The organism is Curtobacterium phoenicis (assembly GCF_047238015.1).
Taxonomy (GTDB): Bacteria; Actinomycetota; Actinomycetes; order Actinomycetales; family Microbacteriaceae; genus Curtobacterium.
The window spans coordinates 933,480-951,126 of sequence record NZ_JBDFLZ010000002.1 but is presented as its reverse complement, the minus strand read 5'-3'; the positions used below and the strand labels follow the sequence as shown (position 1 = coordinate 951,126).

The window sequence follows — 17,647 nt, the reverse complement described above, 5'->3', positions numbered from 1 at the left end:
GTTGTGCGAATGCGCGCTGAACCATGGACCGAGGAATCGTCCGTGCGCGGCCGCGCACCGCTACACCCCGAGCTGCTCCGCGACCTCGAGCCACCGCTCCTCGAGCTGCTCGACCTCGGCCTCGAGCGCCCCGAGCTTGGCCTGCAACGCACCGAGGCCCGCGTAGTCGGACTGGTCGTGGGCCGCGAAGGCGTCGAGGACCTCCTGCCGGTCGGCACCGACGCGGGCGATCCGGCGGTCGAGCGCCGACATCTCCTTCTCGGCCGCGCGACGCTCCGCCCCGGAGAGCGCCGGCGCGGACGGAGCAGCCGCAGCGGCTGCCGCACCGGCAGTCGCAGCCGGACCGCCCGATGCGCCACCGGCCCCTGCCCCAGCCCCCGACCCGGCCACGTTGCCGGCCGAGCCGGTCCCGCCTGCCGTGTCGGGCCTCCCGGCAGCAGCGGCGGCAGCCGCCGACGCGGTCGCGGGCACCGAGCCCGACGCACGCAACCGCATATACTCGTCGACCCCGCCGGGGAGGTGCCGGAGGTGCCCGCCGAGCACGGCGTACTGCTGGTCGGTGACGCGCTCGAGCAGGTACCGGTCGTGCGAGACCACCAGGAGCGTGCCCGGCCAGGTGTCGAGGAGGTCCTCCATCGCGGCGAGCATGTCGGTGTCGAGGTCGTTCGTGGGCTCGTCGAGGATGAGCACGTTCGGTTCGTCGAGCAGGATGAGCATGAGCTGGAGGCGTCGCTTCTGCCCACCGCTGAGGTCCTTGACCGGCGTCGAGAGCTGCGCGGAGGTGAAGCCGAGCCGCTCGAGGAGCTGCGACGGCGTCATCTCCTTGCCGTCGGCCACGTAGCTCGTCTTCTTCCGGGCGACGACCTCGCGGACACGGTCGTCCGCGTACTGCTGGAGGTCGGCGAGCTGCTGGTCGAGCACCGCGACCTGCACGGTCTTGCCGGTCTTCACGCGACCGGTGGTCGGCTGCAGCTTGCCGGACACCAGGTTGAGGAGCGTCGACTTGCCCGCGCCGTTCGGCCCGAGGATGCCGGTGCGCTCCCCCGGTGCGATCCGCCACTCGACGTCCCGCAGGATGACGTCGTCGCCGAAGGCCACTCCGGCGTCCAGCAGGTCGACGACGTCCTTGCCGAGGCGCGCCGTCGCCATCTGCGACAGTGCGACGGTGTCGCGGATCGGCGGGACGTCGTCGATCAGGGCGTTGGCCGCGTCGATGCGGAACTTCGGCTTGCTCGTGCGGGCCGGGGCACCGCGGCGGAGCCACGCGAGCTCCTTGCGGGCGAGGTTCTGGCGGCGCTGCTCGGACGCCGCGGCCTGCCGGTCACGCTCGACGCGCTGCAGGATGTACGCCGCGTAGCCGCCCTCGAACGGCTCGACGATGCCGTCGTGGACTTCCCACGTGTCGGTCGAGACGGCATCGAGGAACCACCGGTCGTGCGTCACGACGACGAGCCCGCCCTGGTTCGCCGACCACCGCCGCTTGATGTGGTCGGCGAGCCACTGGATGCCCTCGACGTCCAGGTGGTTCGTCGGCTCGTCGAGGAAGAGCACGTCCCAGTCGCCGACGAGGAGCTTCGCGAGGGCGATCCGGCGCCGCTGGCCGCCCGACAGGTCGTCGACGTTCGCCTCCCACGGGATGTCCGAGACGAGACCGCCGATGATGTCGCGGATCGTCGGGTCGCCGGCCCACTCGTGCTCGGCCCGGTCACCGACGACGGTCGCGCCGACGGTCGCTCCGGCCGGCAGGACGTCACGCTGGTCGAGGTACCCGACCGTCAGACCGCGGCGGTGCGTGACCCGGCCGTCGTCCGGCTCGATCCGCTTCGACAGCAGGGCGAGGAGCGTCGACTTGCCGTCACCGTTGCGGCCGACCACACCGATGCGGTCGCCCTCGTCGATGCCGAGGGTGACGCTGTCGAAGACGACACGGGTGGGGAACTCGAGATGCACGTTCTCGGCGCCGAGGAGATGAGCCACCAGACAAGGGTACGGGGGCGCGCGGCGTGCGCGGTCGCGCTCGCGTCAGTGGCGTCGGCGCTCGCGTCAGTGGCGGCGCTCGCGGAACCAGGTTTCGGACACAGCACCACGGAAAAGCGCGGTGCTGTGTCCGGAACCTGGTTCCGACGGAGCGGCCTGGGGGCGCGGCTCAGCTCGACGGGGTCGCGTCGCCTTCGCCGGCTGCTTCCTTCGCGCGCTTCAGGCGCGCTTGCGCCTCCCAGTACTCGATCTCGCGCTCGAGGTCGGCGAGTTCCTGCTCGGTGCCGCTGACGCGCTTGTCACCGTGGGCCGAGCGGGCCTCGCCGAGGGTGGCGTACCGGTCCTCGTGGCGCACGGGGTCCATGTAGCGGCCGTGGTTCCGCTCACCCGGAGCCCAGTCGTGACCGACGGCGAACCACACGATCGGGCCGACGACGGGGACGAAGATGCAGATGAGGACCCAGGCGAGCTTCGGCAGGCCGCGGATCTCGGCGTCCGTCTTCGTCAGGATGTCGATCAGGGCGAAGACGAGCAGGAGGGTCCCCGCCCCGTACAGCAGCACGCTCATGAGGACGAAGTCTATGGAGCGGCCGAGAGCCCGGCTACGCCCCGAACGCGTGCCGGAGTTGCGATCGGGCAACGGTCTCCTGCGACGGCGTACAGGGTAGTCGCGCGGACGCGAACGAGCGCGGGTGCGTCACTCGGCCGCGTGGTCGAGGTACCGCTGGGCGAGGAACGCCGAACGGACCGAGATCGCCCCCGATCCGAGTCCCACCACGGCCCACCCGGCGTTGAGCAGCCAGAAGTCTCCGGCGACGAGCACGGCGGCGGCGCCGAACGTGACGATCGCTGCCTGGAGCGCGATGGTCGGCGTCCGGGCCCGCTGGACCGCGGCGGCGCGGACGATGTCGAGTCGGTCCTCGGGTGCGCGCTCGCGCTCGCGGATCACCCGGCGGACGGCGTGCTGCTCCCTCGGGAGCAGGACGTCCGTCACCGGGGGCGACACGCGGCCGCGTCGGCGGTTCCCCGACTCCACGGCCAGCGACGCGGCGAGGACGACCGCGTACGCGATCGATCCGGTCCACGCGACGGCCCCCCGTCCGGTCGAGTACGGCGGGAACGCGAGGCCGACGACGAGGACGAGCACCGCGGGGAGCACGAGCAGCGCGATCGCGAGGGCGACGGAGAACCGGCGGGGAGCCGGCAGCACGAGCACGTCCAGTGCCCGAGCTCGGGCCACGGCCCAGCGCTGTTCAGCCCCTTCGACGGTGTCGGTCATCGTGCCCCCTCGACTGTGCCCCTGTGCCCCTGTGCCCCTGTGCCCCTGATCCCCTGATCCCCTGATCCCCTGATCCCCTGATCCCCTGATCCCCTGATCGAACCACGTGGACCGAGGATCCGTCAGAGCGCGGCGACCCACTCGTCGGTGCCGTCGAGGAAGCGCTGGTGCTTCCAGATCGGGGTGCGTTCCTTCACGAGGTCGATGAGGGCCGCACAGGCAGCGAAGGCCTGCGCGCGGTGCGGGGAGGCGACGGCCGCGGCGAGCGCGACGTCCCCGACGACGAGGGCTCCGACCCGGTGCAGGACGGCGATCCGGACGTCGGGGTGCTCCGACGCGATCGTCTCGGCGACCTCGCGGAGCACGGCGGCGGCGGTCGGGTGGCCCTCGTAGTCGAGCGCGGTGACGCCCTTGCCGCCGTCGTGGTCGCGGACGACCCCGGCGAAGGTCACGACGGCGCCGTCACGGTCGGACGCCACGGCGGTGCTCGTCTCCTCGACCGTCACGTCGCGGTCGACGACGTCGGCGAGCAGGACCCGGCCGGAAGCCGGTGCCCCGGTCACGAGGCGCTCCGCGGGGCGTGCCCGTCACCGTGGAGCTGGGCGAGCACGTGGTCGAGCAGGCCGTCGAGGACGTCGAGCCCGTCGGCCACACCGCCCCGGGAGCCGGGCAGGGTGACGACCAACGCTCCACCGGCGGCGATCCCGGCGACTCCGCGGCTGAGGAGGGCGGTCGGCCCGGCCCCGACGACGCCTCGGCGCCGGATCTCCTCGACGATGCCCGGGAGCTCGAGGTCGAGCAGCGGTGCGACGGCTTCGGGCGTGCGGTCGGTGGGGGTGACGCCGGTGCCCCCCGTGGTGATGACGACCCGGGCTCCGGCCAGGACCGCACCCGTGATCGTCTCGGCGATCGGACCACCGTCGGGGACGATCGTCGGTTCCGACACCGTGAAGCCGCGCTCGCGGAGCCAGCCGGCGATGGCCGGTCCGGTGCGGTCGAGCGCGGCGTCCGCCGCAGCCTGCGTGGACACGACGAGCACCGCCGCGCGGCCCTTCGTCGGTTCGGAGGTCATCGGTCCGCCTTCCAGTCGCCCGACCGGCCACCGTGCTTCTCGAGCACGCGGACGTCGGTGATCGTCGCCGATCGGTCGACCGCCTTCACCATGTCGTACACCGTGAGCGCGCCGACGCTGGCACCGGTCAGGGCCTCCATCTCGACGCCGGTGCGCGACGTGGTGCGCACCGACACCTCGACCACGACCCGGTCGTCGGTGCCCGTGATGTCGACCTGCACCCCGGAGATCGGCAGCGGGTGGCAGAGGGGGACGAGGTCCGACGTCTTCTTCACGGCCATGATCGCGGCGATGCGGGCGGTGCCGATGACCTCGCCCTTGGGCAGGGAGCCGTCGAGGATCCGGGCGACGACGTCGGGCCGGGTCACGAGGGTCGCGGCCGCGGTGGCCGACCGGTCGGTGACGTCCTTGTCGGACACGTCGACCATGTGGGCCGATCCGTCGGCGCGGACGTGGGAGAGGTCGGTCATCTACAGACTCCAGACGGTGAGCAGGTCGCCCGGTTCGACAGCGGCGGTGCCGACGGGGACGTGGACGAGGTGCGTCGCGGCGGCGTAGTGCGCGAGCAGGTGGGAGCTCGGCCCGCCGACGAGGTGGACGCGGCCGTCCTCCACCCTGCCGCGCCGGACCTGGTGCTTCCCCTCGGGCGACACGGCGGCCTCGGCCGCGGGGAGCACCTGCACGGGCCGGTCGGCCGGGAGCCCGACGAGCGGGGCGAGGACCGGGCGGAGGAACACCTCGAACGAGACGAGCGCCGAGACGGGGTTCCCGGGGAACGCGACCACGGGGACGGCCCGGTCGCCGAACGACACCGTCCCGAGCGCCTGCGGACCACCGGGTTGCATCGCGACCGGCGTCACCTCGAGTCCGCGCGGCTCGAGTGCCTGCCGCACGACCTCGTACGCACCCGCGCTGATCCCACCGGTGGTCAGGACGAGGTCGGCCCAGTCGCCGACGGCTCCGGTGACGCCCGCGAGGAATGCGGTCTCGTCGTCGGGGACCACGACCGTCCGGGCATCGGCGCCGACCTCGGCGAGCGCTGCGGTCAGGGCCACGCCGTTCGCGTCGCCGATGCCGGCACCGTGGACGTCGACACCGACGAGTTCGGAACCGGTGCTGACGACGAGCACCCGGACCGGCCGGACGACGTCGACCCGCTCCACCCCGGCAGCGGCGAGCGCCCCGAGGAGGGCCGGGGTGACGAACGCACCGGCCTCGGCGACGACCCCGCCGCGGGGCAGGTCGGAGCCCGCGGTGCGGACGAAGGCTCCCTCGGCGACGTCGTCGGGCACGTGGACGCTGTGGAGGGCCAACGCCGCGGGGAACGCACCGATGTCGGTGCGTTCGACGGGGAAGACGGCGTCGGCGCCATCGGGGATCCGCGCGCCGGTCATGATCGGCGCAGCGGTGTCGGGAGCGAGCGGCGCGGGTGCCCGGCCGGCGGGGATCGGCTCGCCTACGGCGACGGTGCGGCCGGCGTCGGCGGCGCGGACGGCGAAGCCGTCCATCTGGCTGTTGTCGAACGCGGGGAGCGCGACCGGTGCGACGACGCGACCGGCGAGCCGACGACGTGCGCCCGCGGTGGCTGTGGCGGCGAGGTCGACGGTGCGCAGTGCCTCCAGGCCGGAAGGGTCGGAGTGGTCGGGCGCGCCGGGCGTGAGCCGGGCGGCGACCGGAGCGAGGAGCGCAGCCACCGCTTCCGCGTGTCGACCGATCGTTCGCACTGTGCCCTCCGAAGTCGTGTGGCGGACCCGCCCGACGGAACCTCCGTCAGGGAGCGTCAGTAGCGTATCCAGCGCGCATCCCGCGCCGAGGACGATTCGGAGGACCTGTGGAGAACGACGTGACGATCGGTGTGATCGGTGGATCGGGCCTGTACGAGCTGTTCGAGGCGGGCACGGCCGAGGAGCGGACGGTCGCCACCCCGTTCGGCGAGACCTCCAGCCCGATCAGCATCGGCACGATGTCGGGTCGGCGCGTGGCGTTCCTCACCCGGCACGGCCGGTCGCACTCGGTCGCACCGCACCGCATCAACCACCGCGCGAACACCTGGGCGCTCCGGTCGCTCGGCGTCCGCGCGATCGTCTCGTCGAGTGCCGTCGGAGGCCTCCACCCGGACTACGCGCCGGGCACGTTCGTCGTCACGGACCAGCTCATCGACCGGACCTGGGGCCGCGCCGACACCTTCTTCGAGGACGACGTACAGCACCTGTCGTTCGCCGATCCCTTCGACCCCGTGCTCCGGGACGCCGCCGTCGAGGCCGTCGCCGCCCTCGGCGTGCCGCACCGCCCGACCGGGACCTGCGTCGTCATCCAGGGCCCGCGGTTCTCGACCCGCGCGGAGTCGGTGTGGATGCGCGAGGCGGGCGGTCACACGATCAATATGACGATGACACCGGAGGTCCCCCTCGCCGCGGAGCTCGGCATCGGCACGGTGAACCTGTCGTTCGTGACCGACGCGGACGCCGGCCTCGAGCTCGCGGCGGGCCCGGACGACGCGCCGGTGACGCACGCGGCCGTCATGGAGCGGCTGCAGCGGGCGAACGAGGTCATCGTGCGGGCGATCGGCTCGATCGTCGCGGCGATCCCCGAGGACTTCGCGCCGCGCGAGCTCGTGCCGTCGACAGCGAGCGAGGCCGTGCTGGCGATGCCGGTGGCCGAGGGCGACGCGTGACCCGCCTGCTCGTCACCGGCGGCGCGGGGTTCATCGGCTCCGCGATCGTCCGGCGGGCACTGACCGAGGGCCACGAGGTCCGGGTGCTGGACTCGCTCCGGCCCGACGTGCACGGCGACGCCGGCGCAGGGCACGCCCCCGTCCCCGAGGGCGTGGACTTCGTCCGGGGGGACGTCCGCGACGACACCGTCCTCGACGCCGCCCTCGACGGGATCGACGTCGTCTGTCACCAGGCCGCGAAGGTCGGGCTCGGCGTCGACTTCCAGGACGCCCCGGACTACGTGTCCTCGAACGACACCGGGACGGCGCACGTCCTCGCCGCGATGGACCGGTACGGCATCGGCCGACTGGTGGTCGCGAGCTCGATGGTCGTCTACGGCGAGGGTGCGTACGCGACCGCCGCCGGCGCACCGACCCGGCCGCCGGCGCGGCGACGCGAGGACCTCGACGCCGGCCGGTTCGACCCGATCGGGTCCGACGGCGAACCGCTCGTGCCGGGGCTCATCGACGAGGACGCCGCGCTCGACCCCCGCAACGTGTACGCGCAGACGAAGGTGGCGCAGGAGCACCTGGCGTCCTCGTGGGCACGGGCCACCGGCGGCCGGGCCATCGCGCTCCGCTACCACAACGTCTACGGCCCGGGCATGCCCGCGAACACGCCGTACGCGGGTGTCGCGTCCCTGTTCCGCTCGGCGCTCGCACGGGGTGAGGCCCCGCGGGTGTTCGAGGACGGCCGGCAGCGACGGGACTTCGTGCACGTGGACGACGTCGCGGGTGCCAACGCGGCATCGATCGCGGCGACGGCCGACCTGCCGGACGACTCCTTCCGGGCGTACAACGTCGGCTCGGGCACCGTCCACACCATCGGCGAGATGGCGGCGGCGATCGCCGGGCCGGACGGTCCGCAGCCGGTCGTGACGGGCGAGTACCGGCTCGGGGACGTCCGGCACGTCACGGCGTCGTCGGAGCGCATCGGCCGGGAGCTCGGTTGGCACGCCGAGGTCGACTTCGAGCGGGGCATGCGCGAGTTCGCGACGGCGCCGCTGCGGGCCGCGGTGCGCTGACGCCGCGGCGCGCGGTGCGGGGTGCGCTGACGCCGCGGCGCGCGGTGCGACCCGGAGCGGACCCGGGACCCGCAGCCGCGGGCTCGAGACCCGGGCCCTGCGACACTCCTCGCACGCCGGACCCCGAGAGCGGTCGCCCACCACGAGACTCGGCCCCGACGGGCCGGCCGACCCCGCCCGCCCAGCCTCGCCCGGCGGCCCGGCCGAGCCCCGGCCGACGGCCCCGCCCCACATCGGGGGACACGACAAGCGGACACCGGGGTACACGCCGGCCCGGTTCCGGTCAGGGCGCTCGGGCACCGTGGGGTCCATGTCGACGCCCGCGAGCCCCGCGAACCCCGATCCGCACGGTGATCCCCGTCGATCCGGCCGTCCGCACCGAACAGACGGCATGAACGTCGACGTGATCCTGCCGTGCCTCGACGAGGCCGACGCCCTCCCCCGCGTGATCGGGCGGCTCCCGCAGGGCTACCGGGCGATCGTCGTCGACAACGGCTCGACCGACGGGTCCGCCGACGTCGCCCGCGCACACGGCGCCCTCGTCGTCACGGAACCCCGCCGCGGCTTCGGCTCGGCGTGCGCCGCCGGTCTCGCGGCCGCGACCGCCGACTTCGTGGCGTTCTGCGACGCGGACGCCTCGATGGACCCGGCCGAACTTCCGGGCCTCCTCGACCGGGTGGTGTCGGGTCGCACCGACCTCGCCCTCGGCCGACGTGTCCCGACCGCCCGCGGCGCATGGGCCCCGCACGCGCGCTTCGCGAACCGGGTGCTGGCGATCCTCATGCGCCGTGCCACCGGCTACCGCCTCCGCGACCTCGGCCCGATGCGGGTGATGCGCCGCGAACAGCTCGTCGCCCTCGACCTGCAGGACCGCCGCAGCGGCTACCCGCTCGAGATGGTGCTCGCCGCGCACGCCGCCGGCCTCCGTGTCGACGAGAGCGACATCGGCTACGCGCAGCGCATCGGCGACAGCAAGGTGACCGGCACGCTCCGCGGGACGATCAACGCCGTGCGGGACATGTCGCGGCTGCTCCGCGCCTACCGCTCCGGCGAGCGCCGTCCGGGCACCGCCGTCCGCCCGTCCGTGGACACCACCACCGGCTCGTCAGCACAGCCCGGTCCGACCGGCCTGGAGGCCCGCCCCACCCCCGCCGACCCCGCTCCCCTCGAGCGCGTGGCCGGTCCGGTCGAAGGCGTCCGCTCGTGACCGCCGTGACCGTCGCGGTGGTCGCCAAGGAGTGCCTACCCGGCCGGGTGAAGACCCGGCTCATCCCGGCGCTCGGTCCCGAGGGCGCCGCCCGGGTGGCGGCCGCCAGCCTGTCGGACACCCTCGCGACGGTGCGTGCCCTCCCGGCCGCGCGTCGCATCCTGTTCTTCGACGGTGAGGTCGTCCCGGCAGCGGCCGAGGGCTTCCACGTCCTCCCCCAACCGGCGGGCGACCTCGACGAGCGCCTCGGGACCCTGTTCGACGCGGTGCAGGGGCCACTCCTGCTGATCGGCATGGACACGCCGCAGGTGCGTCCGGACGACCTCGCCGCGGTGTTCGAGCACCCGGAGCGCGACGCGTGGTTCGGTCCGGCCGAGGACGGCGGCTTCTGGGCGCTCTACCTGCACGTTCCGGACGGCTCGCTCATCCGCGGTGTGCCGATGTCCCGCGACGACACCGGAGCCGTGCAGCGCGCCCGACTCGGGAACGCCGGCCTCGACGTCGGCGACCTCACTCCCCTGCTCGACGTGGACGAGATCGCCGACGCCGACCGGGTGGCCGAACTCGCTCCCGACTCCGCGTTCGCCGCCGCACTCGCGGCCGAGCGCACGCCTTCCGGAGGTGCCCGATGACCATGCACGCCCCGATGACCTTCGGCGCCGGGGGCGGCGAGCCGTACGCCCGCGCCCTGCGCTCCGACGGACGTCTCCGCTTGACGGACCCGAGCCGACCCGGCACGGTCACCACGATGGACGTCAGCAGGTGGAGCGCCGCCGCCGACCGGGTCGACCGCTCGCTGCTCGACGACGCCGACGGTCCGGTCATCGACATCGGCTGCGGCCCCGGCAGGATGCTCGTCGCCGCGCGGGCCGTGGGCCTGCCGTCGCTCGGTGTGGACGTCTCCGCCGAGGCCGTCGCGATCGCCCGCCGCTCCGGCGGCCACGCGGTGCAGGGCTCGGTCTTCGACCCGGTGCCCGACGAAGGCCACTGGGACACCGCGCTCGTGATCGACGGGAACATCGGCATCGGCGGCGACCCGACGGGCCTCCTCGCCCGGTGCCGGGCGATCGTGCGCGTCGGCGGCCGCGTCGTCGTCGAGACGAACCCGGATCGTTCCGCCGACCGGACGTACACCGCCCGCGTGGTGGACACCGACGGTCACGAGAGCGCCGCGTTCCCGTGGGCCGAGGTCGGTCTCGACGCCCTGCACGGCCACGCGGCGGACGCGGGACTGCTCGCCCGGCAGAGCTGGACGGCCGAGGGCCGCACGTTCTGCGAACTCATCGCCTGACCGGACACACCGTCGACCGCTTCTTTTGCACCGTGCAAGAAAAGCGGCTAGGCTGAGTCTCATGCAGAACCGCGACTTCCCCTTCGGCGGCTCGTTCGTGAGTGGCACCACGCGGCGCGACGAGCTCGGCGCCTACACCGTCACCGCGGCGCAGCGTCCCCTCGGCACCTACACCGGCGTCACCGTCGCCCGTCCGCTCGGGCGCTTCGTCGACGCGCAGTCCGACCACGGGACGGCCACCGGCTCCGTCCGGACCGCGACCGGCTCGTTCCGCACGGCGACGGGTTCGCTCCGCACCGCGACCGGCTCGTTCCGCACGGCGACGGGTTCGCTCCGCACCGCGACCGGCTCGTTCCGCACCGCCTGAGCCCAGCCGGACGGCGCAACCCCAGACCGCGAGCGGTCGCCCACCGGATCGTTCCCCCCACCGATCCGGGTCGGGCGGCCGCTCGCTTCGTTCCCGCAGACACCGCGCGGTCCGTCGCGCGCGCCGGGGACGGACGACCAGCACGCGCACCACCACCGGGTGCCAGGATGGGGACATGAACGACCGCGCCGGAACCCCCGCGACCGCCGACGACCTCGTCGACCTCGACGCCCTCATCGCCGCGTACCACGAGCGTGTGCCGGACGTCTCGATCCCCGAGCAGAAGGTCGTGTTCGGCACCTCCGGGCACCGCGGCTCGTCCCTCGACACCGCGTTCAACGACACCCACATCGCCGCGATCACCCAGGCGATCGTCGAGTACCGCACCGAGCAGGGCACCGACGGACCGCTCTTCATCGGTCGCGACACCCACGCACTCTCGGCCCCGGCCGAGCGGACCGCGCTCGAGGTCCTCGCCGCGAACGGTGTCCGGGTGCTCGCCGACAGCGCGGACGGTTTCGTCCCGACCCCGGCCCTCAGCCACGCGATCATCGCCTACAACCGCGCCGGCAACCCGGACACCGCGGACGGCATCGTCATCACGCCGAGCCACAACCCGCCCCGCGACGGCGGCTTCAAGTACAACCCCCCGCACGGCGGCCCGGCCGACAGCGACGCCACGAGCTGGATCGCCGACCGCGCGAACGCCATCATCGCCGGCGGCAACGCCGAGGTGCGCCGCCAGGACGACACCGCGGCCGAGGGCTACGACTACCTCGGCTCCTACGTGGCGGACCTCGAGAACATCATCGACATCGACGCGATCAAGCGCGCCGGGGTCCGGATCGGTGCCGACCCCCTCGGCGGGGCGTCGCTGCCGTACTGGGAGCGCATCCGTGACCACTACGGTCTCGACCTCACGGTGGTGAACCCCGAGGTCGACCCGACGTGGGCGTTCATGACCCTCGACTGGGACGGCAAGATCCGCATGGACCCGTCGAGCGCGAGCGCGATGGCGTCGGTGGTCGCCCGCAAGGACGAGTTCGACGTGCTGACGGGCAACGACGCCGACTCCGACCGACACGGCATCGTGACCCCGGACGCCGGCCTGATGAACCCGAACCACTACCTCGCGGTCGCGATCGAGTACCTGTACGCCCACCGGCCCGAGTGGCGCGACGACGCCGCGATCGGCAAGACCCTCGTCTCGTCGAGCATCATCGACCGGGTCGCGGAGTCACTCGGGCGCCGGCTGTGGGAGGTCCCGGTCGGGTTCAAGTGGTTCGTGCCCGGCCTGATCGACGGCTCGGTGGCGTTCGGCGGCGAGGAGTCCGCCGGTGCGAGCTTCCTCCGCAAGGACGGCACCGCGTGGACGACCGACAAGGACGGCATCATCCTGGCGCTCCTCGCATCGGAGATCATCGCGGTGACCGGCAAGACCCCGTCCCAGCTCTACGCCGAGCTGACCGAGCGGTTCGGCGCCCCCGTGTACCAGCGGGTCGACGCCGCGGCGAGCAAGGAGCAGAAGGCACGGCTCTCGAAGCTCGACGGCGACGCCATCGCCGCTGACACGCTCGCGGGCGACCCGATCACGGCGAAGCTCTCGAAGGCCCCGGGCAACGACGCGGCGGTCGGCGGCGTCAAGGTGGTCACGGACAAGGCGTGGTTCGCCGCCCGGCCGTCCGGCACCGAGGACGTCTACAAGATCTACGCCGAGAGCTTCGTCGGACAGGAGCACCTCGAGCAGGTCCAGCGCGAGGCCAAGGAGATCGTCGACGCAGCACTCGGCGCGTAGGGGGACACCGGCGTAGCCTCCGGCTGGTCGGCAGCAGCCGGAGGACTGCCGATCCACTCAGGAACGGGCTCCGGGCGGACCTTCGCCTTGCGGAGGTTGTAACTTTGCACCCAGCGCAAAGTTTCGGGAGACCTGCACATGACCCAGACCGCGACCGCACCCGCGGCTCCCACGACGTCCTCGAACGCCGTGATGAACCACCGGCAGATCCTGCTGGTGATCTACGGCCTCATGGCCGGCATGTTCCTCGGTGCCCTCGACCAGACGATCGTCGGCACCGCGATCCGCACCATCGGTGACGACCTCCACGGCCTCGACCAGCAGGCGTGGGTGACCACCGGCTACCTGATCGCGTCGACGATCACCACGCCGATCTACGGCAAGCTGTCCGACATCTTCGGCCGTCGCCCGCTGTTCCTCACCGCGATCGGCATCTTCATCGTCGGGTCGCTGCTCGCGTCGTTCTCGACCTCGATGCTCATGCTCGCGGGCTTCCGCGCTCTGCAGGGCCTCGGCGCCGGTGGCCTGATGTCGCTGCCCCTCGCGATCATGGGCGACATGCTCGCTCCCCGCGAGCGCGCGAAGTACCAGGGGTACTTCCTCGCCGTGTTCGGCATCTCGTCGGTCATCGGCCCGCTCGTCGGCGGCCTCTTCGCCGGCGCGTCGGAGATCGTCTTCATCGCCGGCTGGCGCTGGGTCTTCCTCATCAACGTCCCGATCGGCATCATCGCGCTGATCATGGTGACGACGTTCCTGCACCTGCCGAAGTTCGGCGACCGCGGCAAGCCGCGGATCGACTGGTGGGGTGCGGCGCTCGTCATCGTCACGCTCGTCCCGCTGCTCCTCATCGCCGAGCAGGGCCGCGACTGGGGCTGGAGCTCGGTGGGCGCGTTCGCCTGCTACGGCATCGGTGCCGCCGGGCTCATCGCGTTCGTCATCGTCGAGCGGGCCATGGGCGACAACGCGATCCTGCCGTTGAAGCTCTTCGGCTCGCACGTGTTCTCGATGGCCGCGGTCCTCAGCGTGCTCGTCGGTTTCGGCATGTTCGGCGCCATGCTCACGATCCCGCTGTACCTGCAGATCGTGAAGGGCGTCACGCCGACCGAGTCCGGCTTCGCGATGCTGCCGATGGTCCTCGGCCTGATGATCGCGTCGATCGCCTCGGGTCAGATCATCTCCCGCACGGGCAAGTACCAGGTCTTCCCGGTCACGGGGACCGCGTTCACCGCGATCGGCTTCACGGTGCTGACGTTCCTCACGGCGGACAGCCCGCTGTGGTTCCTCATGCTCGGCATGTTCGGCATCGGCCTCGGACTCGGTCAGCTCATGCAGACGCTGACCCTCGCCGCGCAGAACTCGGTGTCGCCTCGGGACATCGGCGTCGCCACCAGCGCCGCGACCTTCTTCCGCCAGATCGGCGGCACCATGGGCACGGCCGTCCTGCTCTCCGTCCTGTTCTCGCTCATGCCGACGAACATCACGACGGCGCTGCAGAACGAGTCCACGCTGAAGAGCAGCCTCAACGCCGCGCTCACCCCCTCCGTCGCGAACGCCTCGGAGAACAAGGCGGTCATGGACCAGATCTGGAACCGGATCGTCGACCCGATCCAGTCGAACGTGCAGGACCAGCTCAACGAGGGTGCTGCGAAGGCCAAGGCCGCCGCGGACAAGGCCGTCACGAAGCAGGTCACCGCCAAGGTGCAGCAGGCCGTCGCCGCCGGTCAGATCCCGGCGGCGTCCGCTGACTCCGTCATCGCCGAGCAGGTCTCCGCCGCGAAGTCGGACGCCGAGCAGCAGGCGCTCGAGCAGGTGGCGTCCAAGGCGAAGGCCGAGGTCGTCGACGGCACCGTCCAGGTCGACTACTCGAACGCCACGCAGCGGAAGAACGTCGTCGACGAGGTCGCCCCGACGATCAAGAAGCAGCTCGAGAAGGGCACGACGAGCTCGTCGACCTCCTCGACGACCAGCGACACCTCGTTCCTCAACGGCGCGGACCCGCGGCTCACCCGCTCGTTCCTGGTCGGGTTCAGCAGCTCCGCGGTCACCGTCTACTACGTCGGGCTCGGCGTGATCCTGCTCGCGTTCGTCCTCACGTGGTTCTTCCGCGTCCCGCCGCTCCGCAAGGTCTCGGCCCTCCAGGAGCAGGCCAACGCCGCGAAGGACGGGCAGGACCGCCTCACCGCCGACGCGCAGGAGGCCGCCGCGAACACGGGTTCGCTCGTCACGCCGCACACCGGGTCGATGGACGTGGTGCCGACGTCGCCGGACGTCTCCGTGCCGCGTCAGGACCGGCCGGGAGGCACGGCCTCCACCGTCACGCCGGTCGCGTCCGACGGACGGTCGGCTCCCACCTCCGCGGACACGCGTGCCCCGCTGCCCGGTGCCACGACCCACGGCGCGCACTCGGCGGCAGCGCCGGTGGACGAGCCGCCGACGACGACGGGCACGGTCCGGACCCGTCCGGCGCACGCCGCGCCGGCCGACGGAGCGGCGGCGTCCGACCAGGAGACGACCACGTCGGCACAGCAGCCCGACCCGGCGGAGGCGAACCGTGCCTCCCGGCCGGACCACGGCGACCACCCGCACGGCCGTCACTCGGCCGAGTAGCCGACCGCCCGACCAGCCGCGCGTTCTCCGTCGTCAGTCGGCGACGGAGAACGTCGCGCCGGGCAGGCGTCGACGCATGACCTCGACAGCGGCGGCGTTGTCGTCGACGAGCACGTAGCGCCGGCCGAGTGCCGTTGCGACGGCGCCGGTCGTGCCGCTGCCGGCGAAGAAGTCGAGCACCCAGTCGCCCTCGCGCGAGGACGCCTGGACGATGCGCCGGAGGACGCCCTCGGGCTTCTGCGTCGGGTAGCCGGTCTTCTCGTGGCCGGTGGGCGACACGATCGTGTGCCACCACACGTCGGTCGGCAGCTTGCCGCGCTCCCGTTGCTCGGGCGTGACGAGCCCCGGTGCCATGTACGGCTCGCGGTCGACCGCCGCCGAGTCGAAGTGGTACCGGTCGGGGTCCTTCACGTACACGAGGATCGTGTCGTGCTTGGTCGGCCACCGGGTCTTCGCCTTCGCGCCGAAGTCGTAGGCCCAGACGATCTCGTTGAGGAACGACTCGCGGCCGAAGAGCGCGTCGAGCAGCACCTTCGCGTAGTGCGACTCCCGGTAGTCGAGGTGCAGGTAGAGCGTCCCGTCGTCGGCCAGGACCCGCCACGCCTCGAGCAGCCGCGGCTCGAGGAACGACCAGTAGTCGTCGAAGCGGTCGTCGAAGCGGAGCAGGTCGCCCCGGACCCGCTCGTAGGAGCCGCCGCGGAACCCCGTGACGGTCTCGCGACGACCGGGGGTCGCCGTCACGTCCTCCGTGCGCCGGACCGCCGTGCTCGCGTGCCGACGCTGCTTGCGGCCCGTGTTGAACGGCGGGTCGAGGTAGACCAGCGTGAAGGAGCCGTCGTCGAGGGTCGGCAGGACGTCGAGGGCGTCCCCGTGGACCACCCTGTCCGGTCCGCGGTCGTCGTGCACGGGTCCATCCTCGCGTACGGTCGGGCACGACCGGTGCACGGGGTCAGCGGCAGGTGAGCTGCTCGAGCTGTGCGTCGTCCTGGTCGAGGACCCCGGCGACGTAGATCGTGACGGGTCGGCCGGCGACCACGGGCGACTCCACCGCGACCGCGTGCGGGCCGCCGAGGATCCCCACCGGGTCATCGACGCGGTAGACGGCCTGGGCATCGGCGCAGCTCTGGTCGGAGGTGATCGTCCAGCCCGCGCACCCGAGGTCGTCGCACGCGACCGGCCACGTCCCCGCCGCCGTACCCGGGTCGAGCGCCGTCTTGTCGGTGATGCCCATCGGGGAGCGCGGCGGGGTGTCGGTGCACGCGGCGTCCTCGATGGCGGCGTACTGCTCGCTGCCCGTCTCGACGAACGCGGCCGGGGTGGCCTTCGAGACGTCGAGCGTCCGGTGGACGGTCCGGGTCTCCGCACCGTCCTCGGTCGCCGAGAACCCGATCGTCACGGCGAGCTGGCCGTCGCACTCGCCGGTGGCGTACCAGGACCAGCAGCCCTGGTCGGCATCCCCCACCGTGCCGCAGGTGGCCTCGGTGCTCTCGTCGTCGCCGAGGAACGCGATCGTGACCGCGCCGTCCCGCGTCACGAACGGTTGCGGGTCCTTCCACCCGTCGCCGTGGTCCGTTCCGGTGCCGTCGTCGGGCGCTGCCTGACCGCCGGAGCCGTCGTCGGGGGCGGTGCCCTGCGTCCCGGAGCCGTCGTCCTGACCGCCCTGCTGCGCGGCGCTGACCTGGGCTCGGTCGGCCACGTCGACCAGGGCGCGGGAAGTCGGGACCGCCGCGGCGCTCACGCCGGCGACGAGCACGAGTGCGGCCGCGCCGGAGAGGAGGGCGAGCGCCCGGGCTCCGGACCGACGGAGCCGGCGGTCGGACGCCGCCCGGTCGGCTGCACGGAAGGGGGCCGCGCCGGGCACGTCCCACGCTGAGTCGCTCGCGGGATCGTCGTCGTCGGGGCGGACGATCGCAGTGACCTGCCGGATCGTCGCGGCCCGGACGTCGAGCAGCCGCGCCCCGGCCACGACCACCATCGCGACGCCGGCGATGAGCACGGGCAGCACGGCGAAGGCGAGGACGCTTCCGGCGACCGACGCGACGATGCCCGCGACCAGGCCGAGCAGCGCGAGCACGGCGCCGACCGCGCGCACGACGACCAGGCCCCGAGCGGACGGCGGGAGGAACGCACGGAGTGCACGCCGGTCGGTCCGCCAGAAGACCCAACCGTCCGGAGCCGGAGGCGTGCCCGGAGCGGGCGTCCACCCCGGCGCGGGTTCCACGAGCGGGTGCCGGGCGACCCAGTCGTCGGAGGGCTGAGGCCAGCCGGGAGCGGTCCGGAAGCGGAACGGGAGCGCGTCGTGCTGCACGTCCGG

17 protein-coding genes are annotated in these 17,647 nt (G+C 72.9%); 8 read left to right on the top strand and 9 right to left on the bottom strand.

Features of this window, described 5'->3' with window-relative positions; genetic code table 11:
- Positions 1 to 60: 60 nt before the first annotated feature.
- The 7 genes from ABC270_RS04790 to ABC270_RS04760 form a co-directional block, all read right to left on the bottom strand.
- Positions 61 to 1,977, bottom strand: a complete 1,917-nt coding sequence (locus ABC270_RS04790) for an ABC-F family ATP-binding cassette domain-containing protein (protein ID WP_412879764.1) — start codon at positions 1,975 to 1,977, stop codon at positions 61 to 63.
- Positions 1,978 to 2,146: 169 nt separating this feature from the next.
- The gene (locus ABC270_RS04785; protein WP_412879763.1) at positions 2,147 to 2,545 is read right to left on the bottom strand and encodes a PLDc N-terminal domain-containing protein; all 399 of its coding nucleotides are present in this window, start codon (positions 2,543 to 2,545) and stop codon (positions 2,147 to 2,149) included.
- 129 nt (positions 2,546 to 2,674) lie between these two features.
- The gene (locus tag ABC270_RS04780) at positions 2,675 to 3,256 is read right to left on the bottom strand and encodes a hypothetical protein (protein ID WP_412879762.1); all 582 of its coding nucleotides are present in this window, start codon (positions 3,254 to 3,256) and stop codon (positions 2,675 to 2,677) included.
- Between the two features lie 122 nt (positions 3,257 to 3,378).
- Positions 3,379 to 3,819 (bottom strand): molybdenum cofactor biosynthesis protein MoaE, encoded by a 441-nt coding sequence (locus tag ABC270_RS04775; RefSeq protein WP_412879761.1) that lies wholly within the window; start codon positions 3,817 to 3,819, stop codon positions 3,379 to 3,381.
- Positions 3,816 to 4,328 (bottom strand): molybdopterin-binding protein, encoded by a 513-nt coding sequence (locus ABC270_RS04770; protein ID WP_412879760.1) that lies wholly within the window; start codon positions 4,326 to 4,328, stop codon positions 3,816 to 3,818. Before ABC270_RS04770 ends, ABC270_RS04775 begins: the two co-directional genes overlap by 4 nt.
- Positions 4,325 to 4,798 carry a cyclic pyranopterin monophosphate synthase MoaC gene (gene moaC, locus ABC270_RS04765; RefSeq protein WP_412879759.1) on the bottom strand — a complete coding sequence of 158 codons (474 nt, stop codon included), beginning with the start codon at positions 4,796 to 4,798 and terminating at the stop codon, positions 4,325 to 4,327. Before moaC ends, ABC270_RS04770 begins: the two co-directional genes overlap by 4 nt.
- On the bottom strand, positions 4,799 to 6,022 hold the full coding sequence (locus ABC270_RS04760; protein ID WP_412879758.1) for a molybdopterin molybdotransferase MoeA: 1,224 nt from the start codon (positions 6,020 to 6,022) through the stop codon (positions 4,799 to 4,801).
- A 137-nt stretch (positions 6,023 to 6,159) separates the two neighbouring features.
- Here ABC270_RS04760 and ABC270_RS04755 point away from each other — a divergent pair, with 137 nt between their 5' ends.
- The 8 genes from ABC270_RS04755 (at position 6,160) to ABC270_RS04720 (ending at position 15,333) form a co-directional block, all read left to right on the top strand.
- Positions 6,160 to 7,002 (top strand): MTAP family purine nucleoside phosphorylase, encoded by an 843-nt coding sequence (locus tag ABC270_RS04755; RefSeq protein ID WP_412879757.1) that lies wholly within the window; start codon positions 6,160 to 6,162, stop codon positions 7,000 to 7,002.
- Positions 6,999 to 8,066: an NAD-dependent epimerase/dehydratase family protein gene (locus tag ABC270_RS04750; RefSeq protein ID WP_412879756.1), complete on the top strand. Its 1,068-nt coding sequence runs from the start codon at positions 6,999 to 7,001 to the stop codon at positions 8,064 to 8,066. The genes ABC270_RS04755 and ABC270_RS04750 overlap by 4 nt, the downstream gene beginning before the upstream one ends.
- 391 nt (positions 8,067 to 8,457) lie before the next feature.
- Entirely contained in the window at positions 8,458 to 9,273 is an 816-nt protein-coding gene (locus tag ABC270_RS04745) for a glycosyltransferase family 2 protein (RefSeq protein WP_412879755.1), read from the top strand.
- Positions 9,270 to 9,905, top strand: a complete 636-nt coding sequence (locus ABC270_RS04740; protein ID WP_412879754.1) for a TIGR04282 family arsenosugar biosynthesis glycosyltransferase — start codon at positions 9,270 to 9,272, stop codon at positions 9,903 to 9,905. Before ABC270_RS04745 ends, ABC270_RS04740 begins: the two co-directional genes overlap by 4 nt.
- Positions 9,902 to 10,564: a methyltransferase domain-containing protein gene (locus tag ABC270_RS04735; protein ID WP_412879753.1), complete on the top strand. Its 663-nt coding sequence runs from the start codon at positions 9,902 to 9,904 to the stop codon at positions 10,562 to 10,564. The genes ABC270_RS04740 and ABC270_RS04735 overlap by 4 nt, the downstream gene beginning before the upstream one ends.
- A 61-nt stretch (positions 10,565 to 10,625) precedes the next feature.
- Entirely contained in the window at positions 10,626 to 10,931 is a 306-nt protein-coding gene (locus ABC270_RS04730; protein ID WP_412879752.1) for a hypothetical protein, read from the top strand.
- Positions 10,932 to 11,106: 175 nt separating this feature from the next.
- A complete protein-coding gene (gene pgm, locus ABC270_RS04725; protein ID WP_412879751.1) occupies positions 11,107 to 12,726 on the top strand; it encodes a phosphoglucomutase (alpha-D-glucose-1,6-bisphosphate-dependent) in 1,620 nt (539 codons plus the stop codon).
- 138 nt (positions 12,727 to 12,864) lie between these two features.
- Positions 12,865 to 15,333, top strand: coding sequence for an MDR family MFS transporter (locus tag ABC270_RS04720; protein ID WP_412879750.1), 2,469 nt, complete (start codon positions 12,865 to 12,867; stop codon positions 15,331 to 15,333).
- Positions 15,334 to 15,366: 33 nt separating this feature from the next.
- Here ABC270_RS04720 and ABC270_RS04715 read toward each other — a convergent pair whose 3' ends face one another.
- Both ABC270_RS04715 and ABC270_RS04710 read right to left on the bottom strand, forming a co-directional pair.
- Positions 15,367 to 16,239, bottom strand: coding sequence for a DNA-methyltransferase (locus tag ABC270_RS04715; RefSeq protein WP_412879749.1), 873 nt, complete (start codon positions 16,237 to 16,239; stop codon positions 15,367 to 15,369).
- A gap of 43 nt (positions 16,240 to 16,282) precedes the next feature.
- Positions 16,283 to 17,641, bottom strand: a complete 1,359-nt coding sequence (locus ABC270_RS04710) for a hypothetical protein (protein ID WP_412879748.1) — start codon at positions 17,639 to 17,641, stop codon at positions 16,283 to 16,285.
- Positions 17,642 to 17,647: the final 6 nt, after the last annotated feature.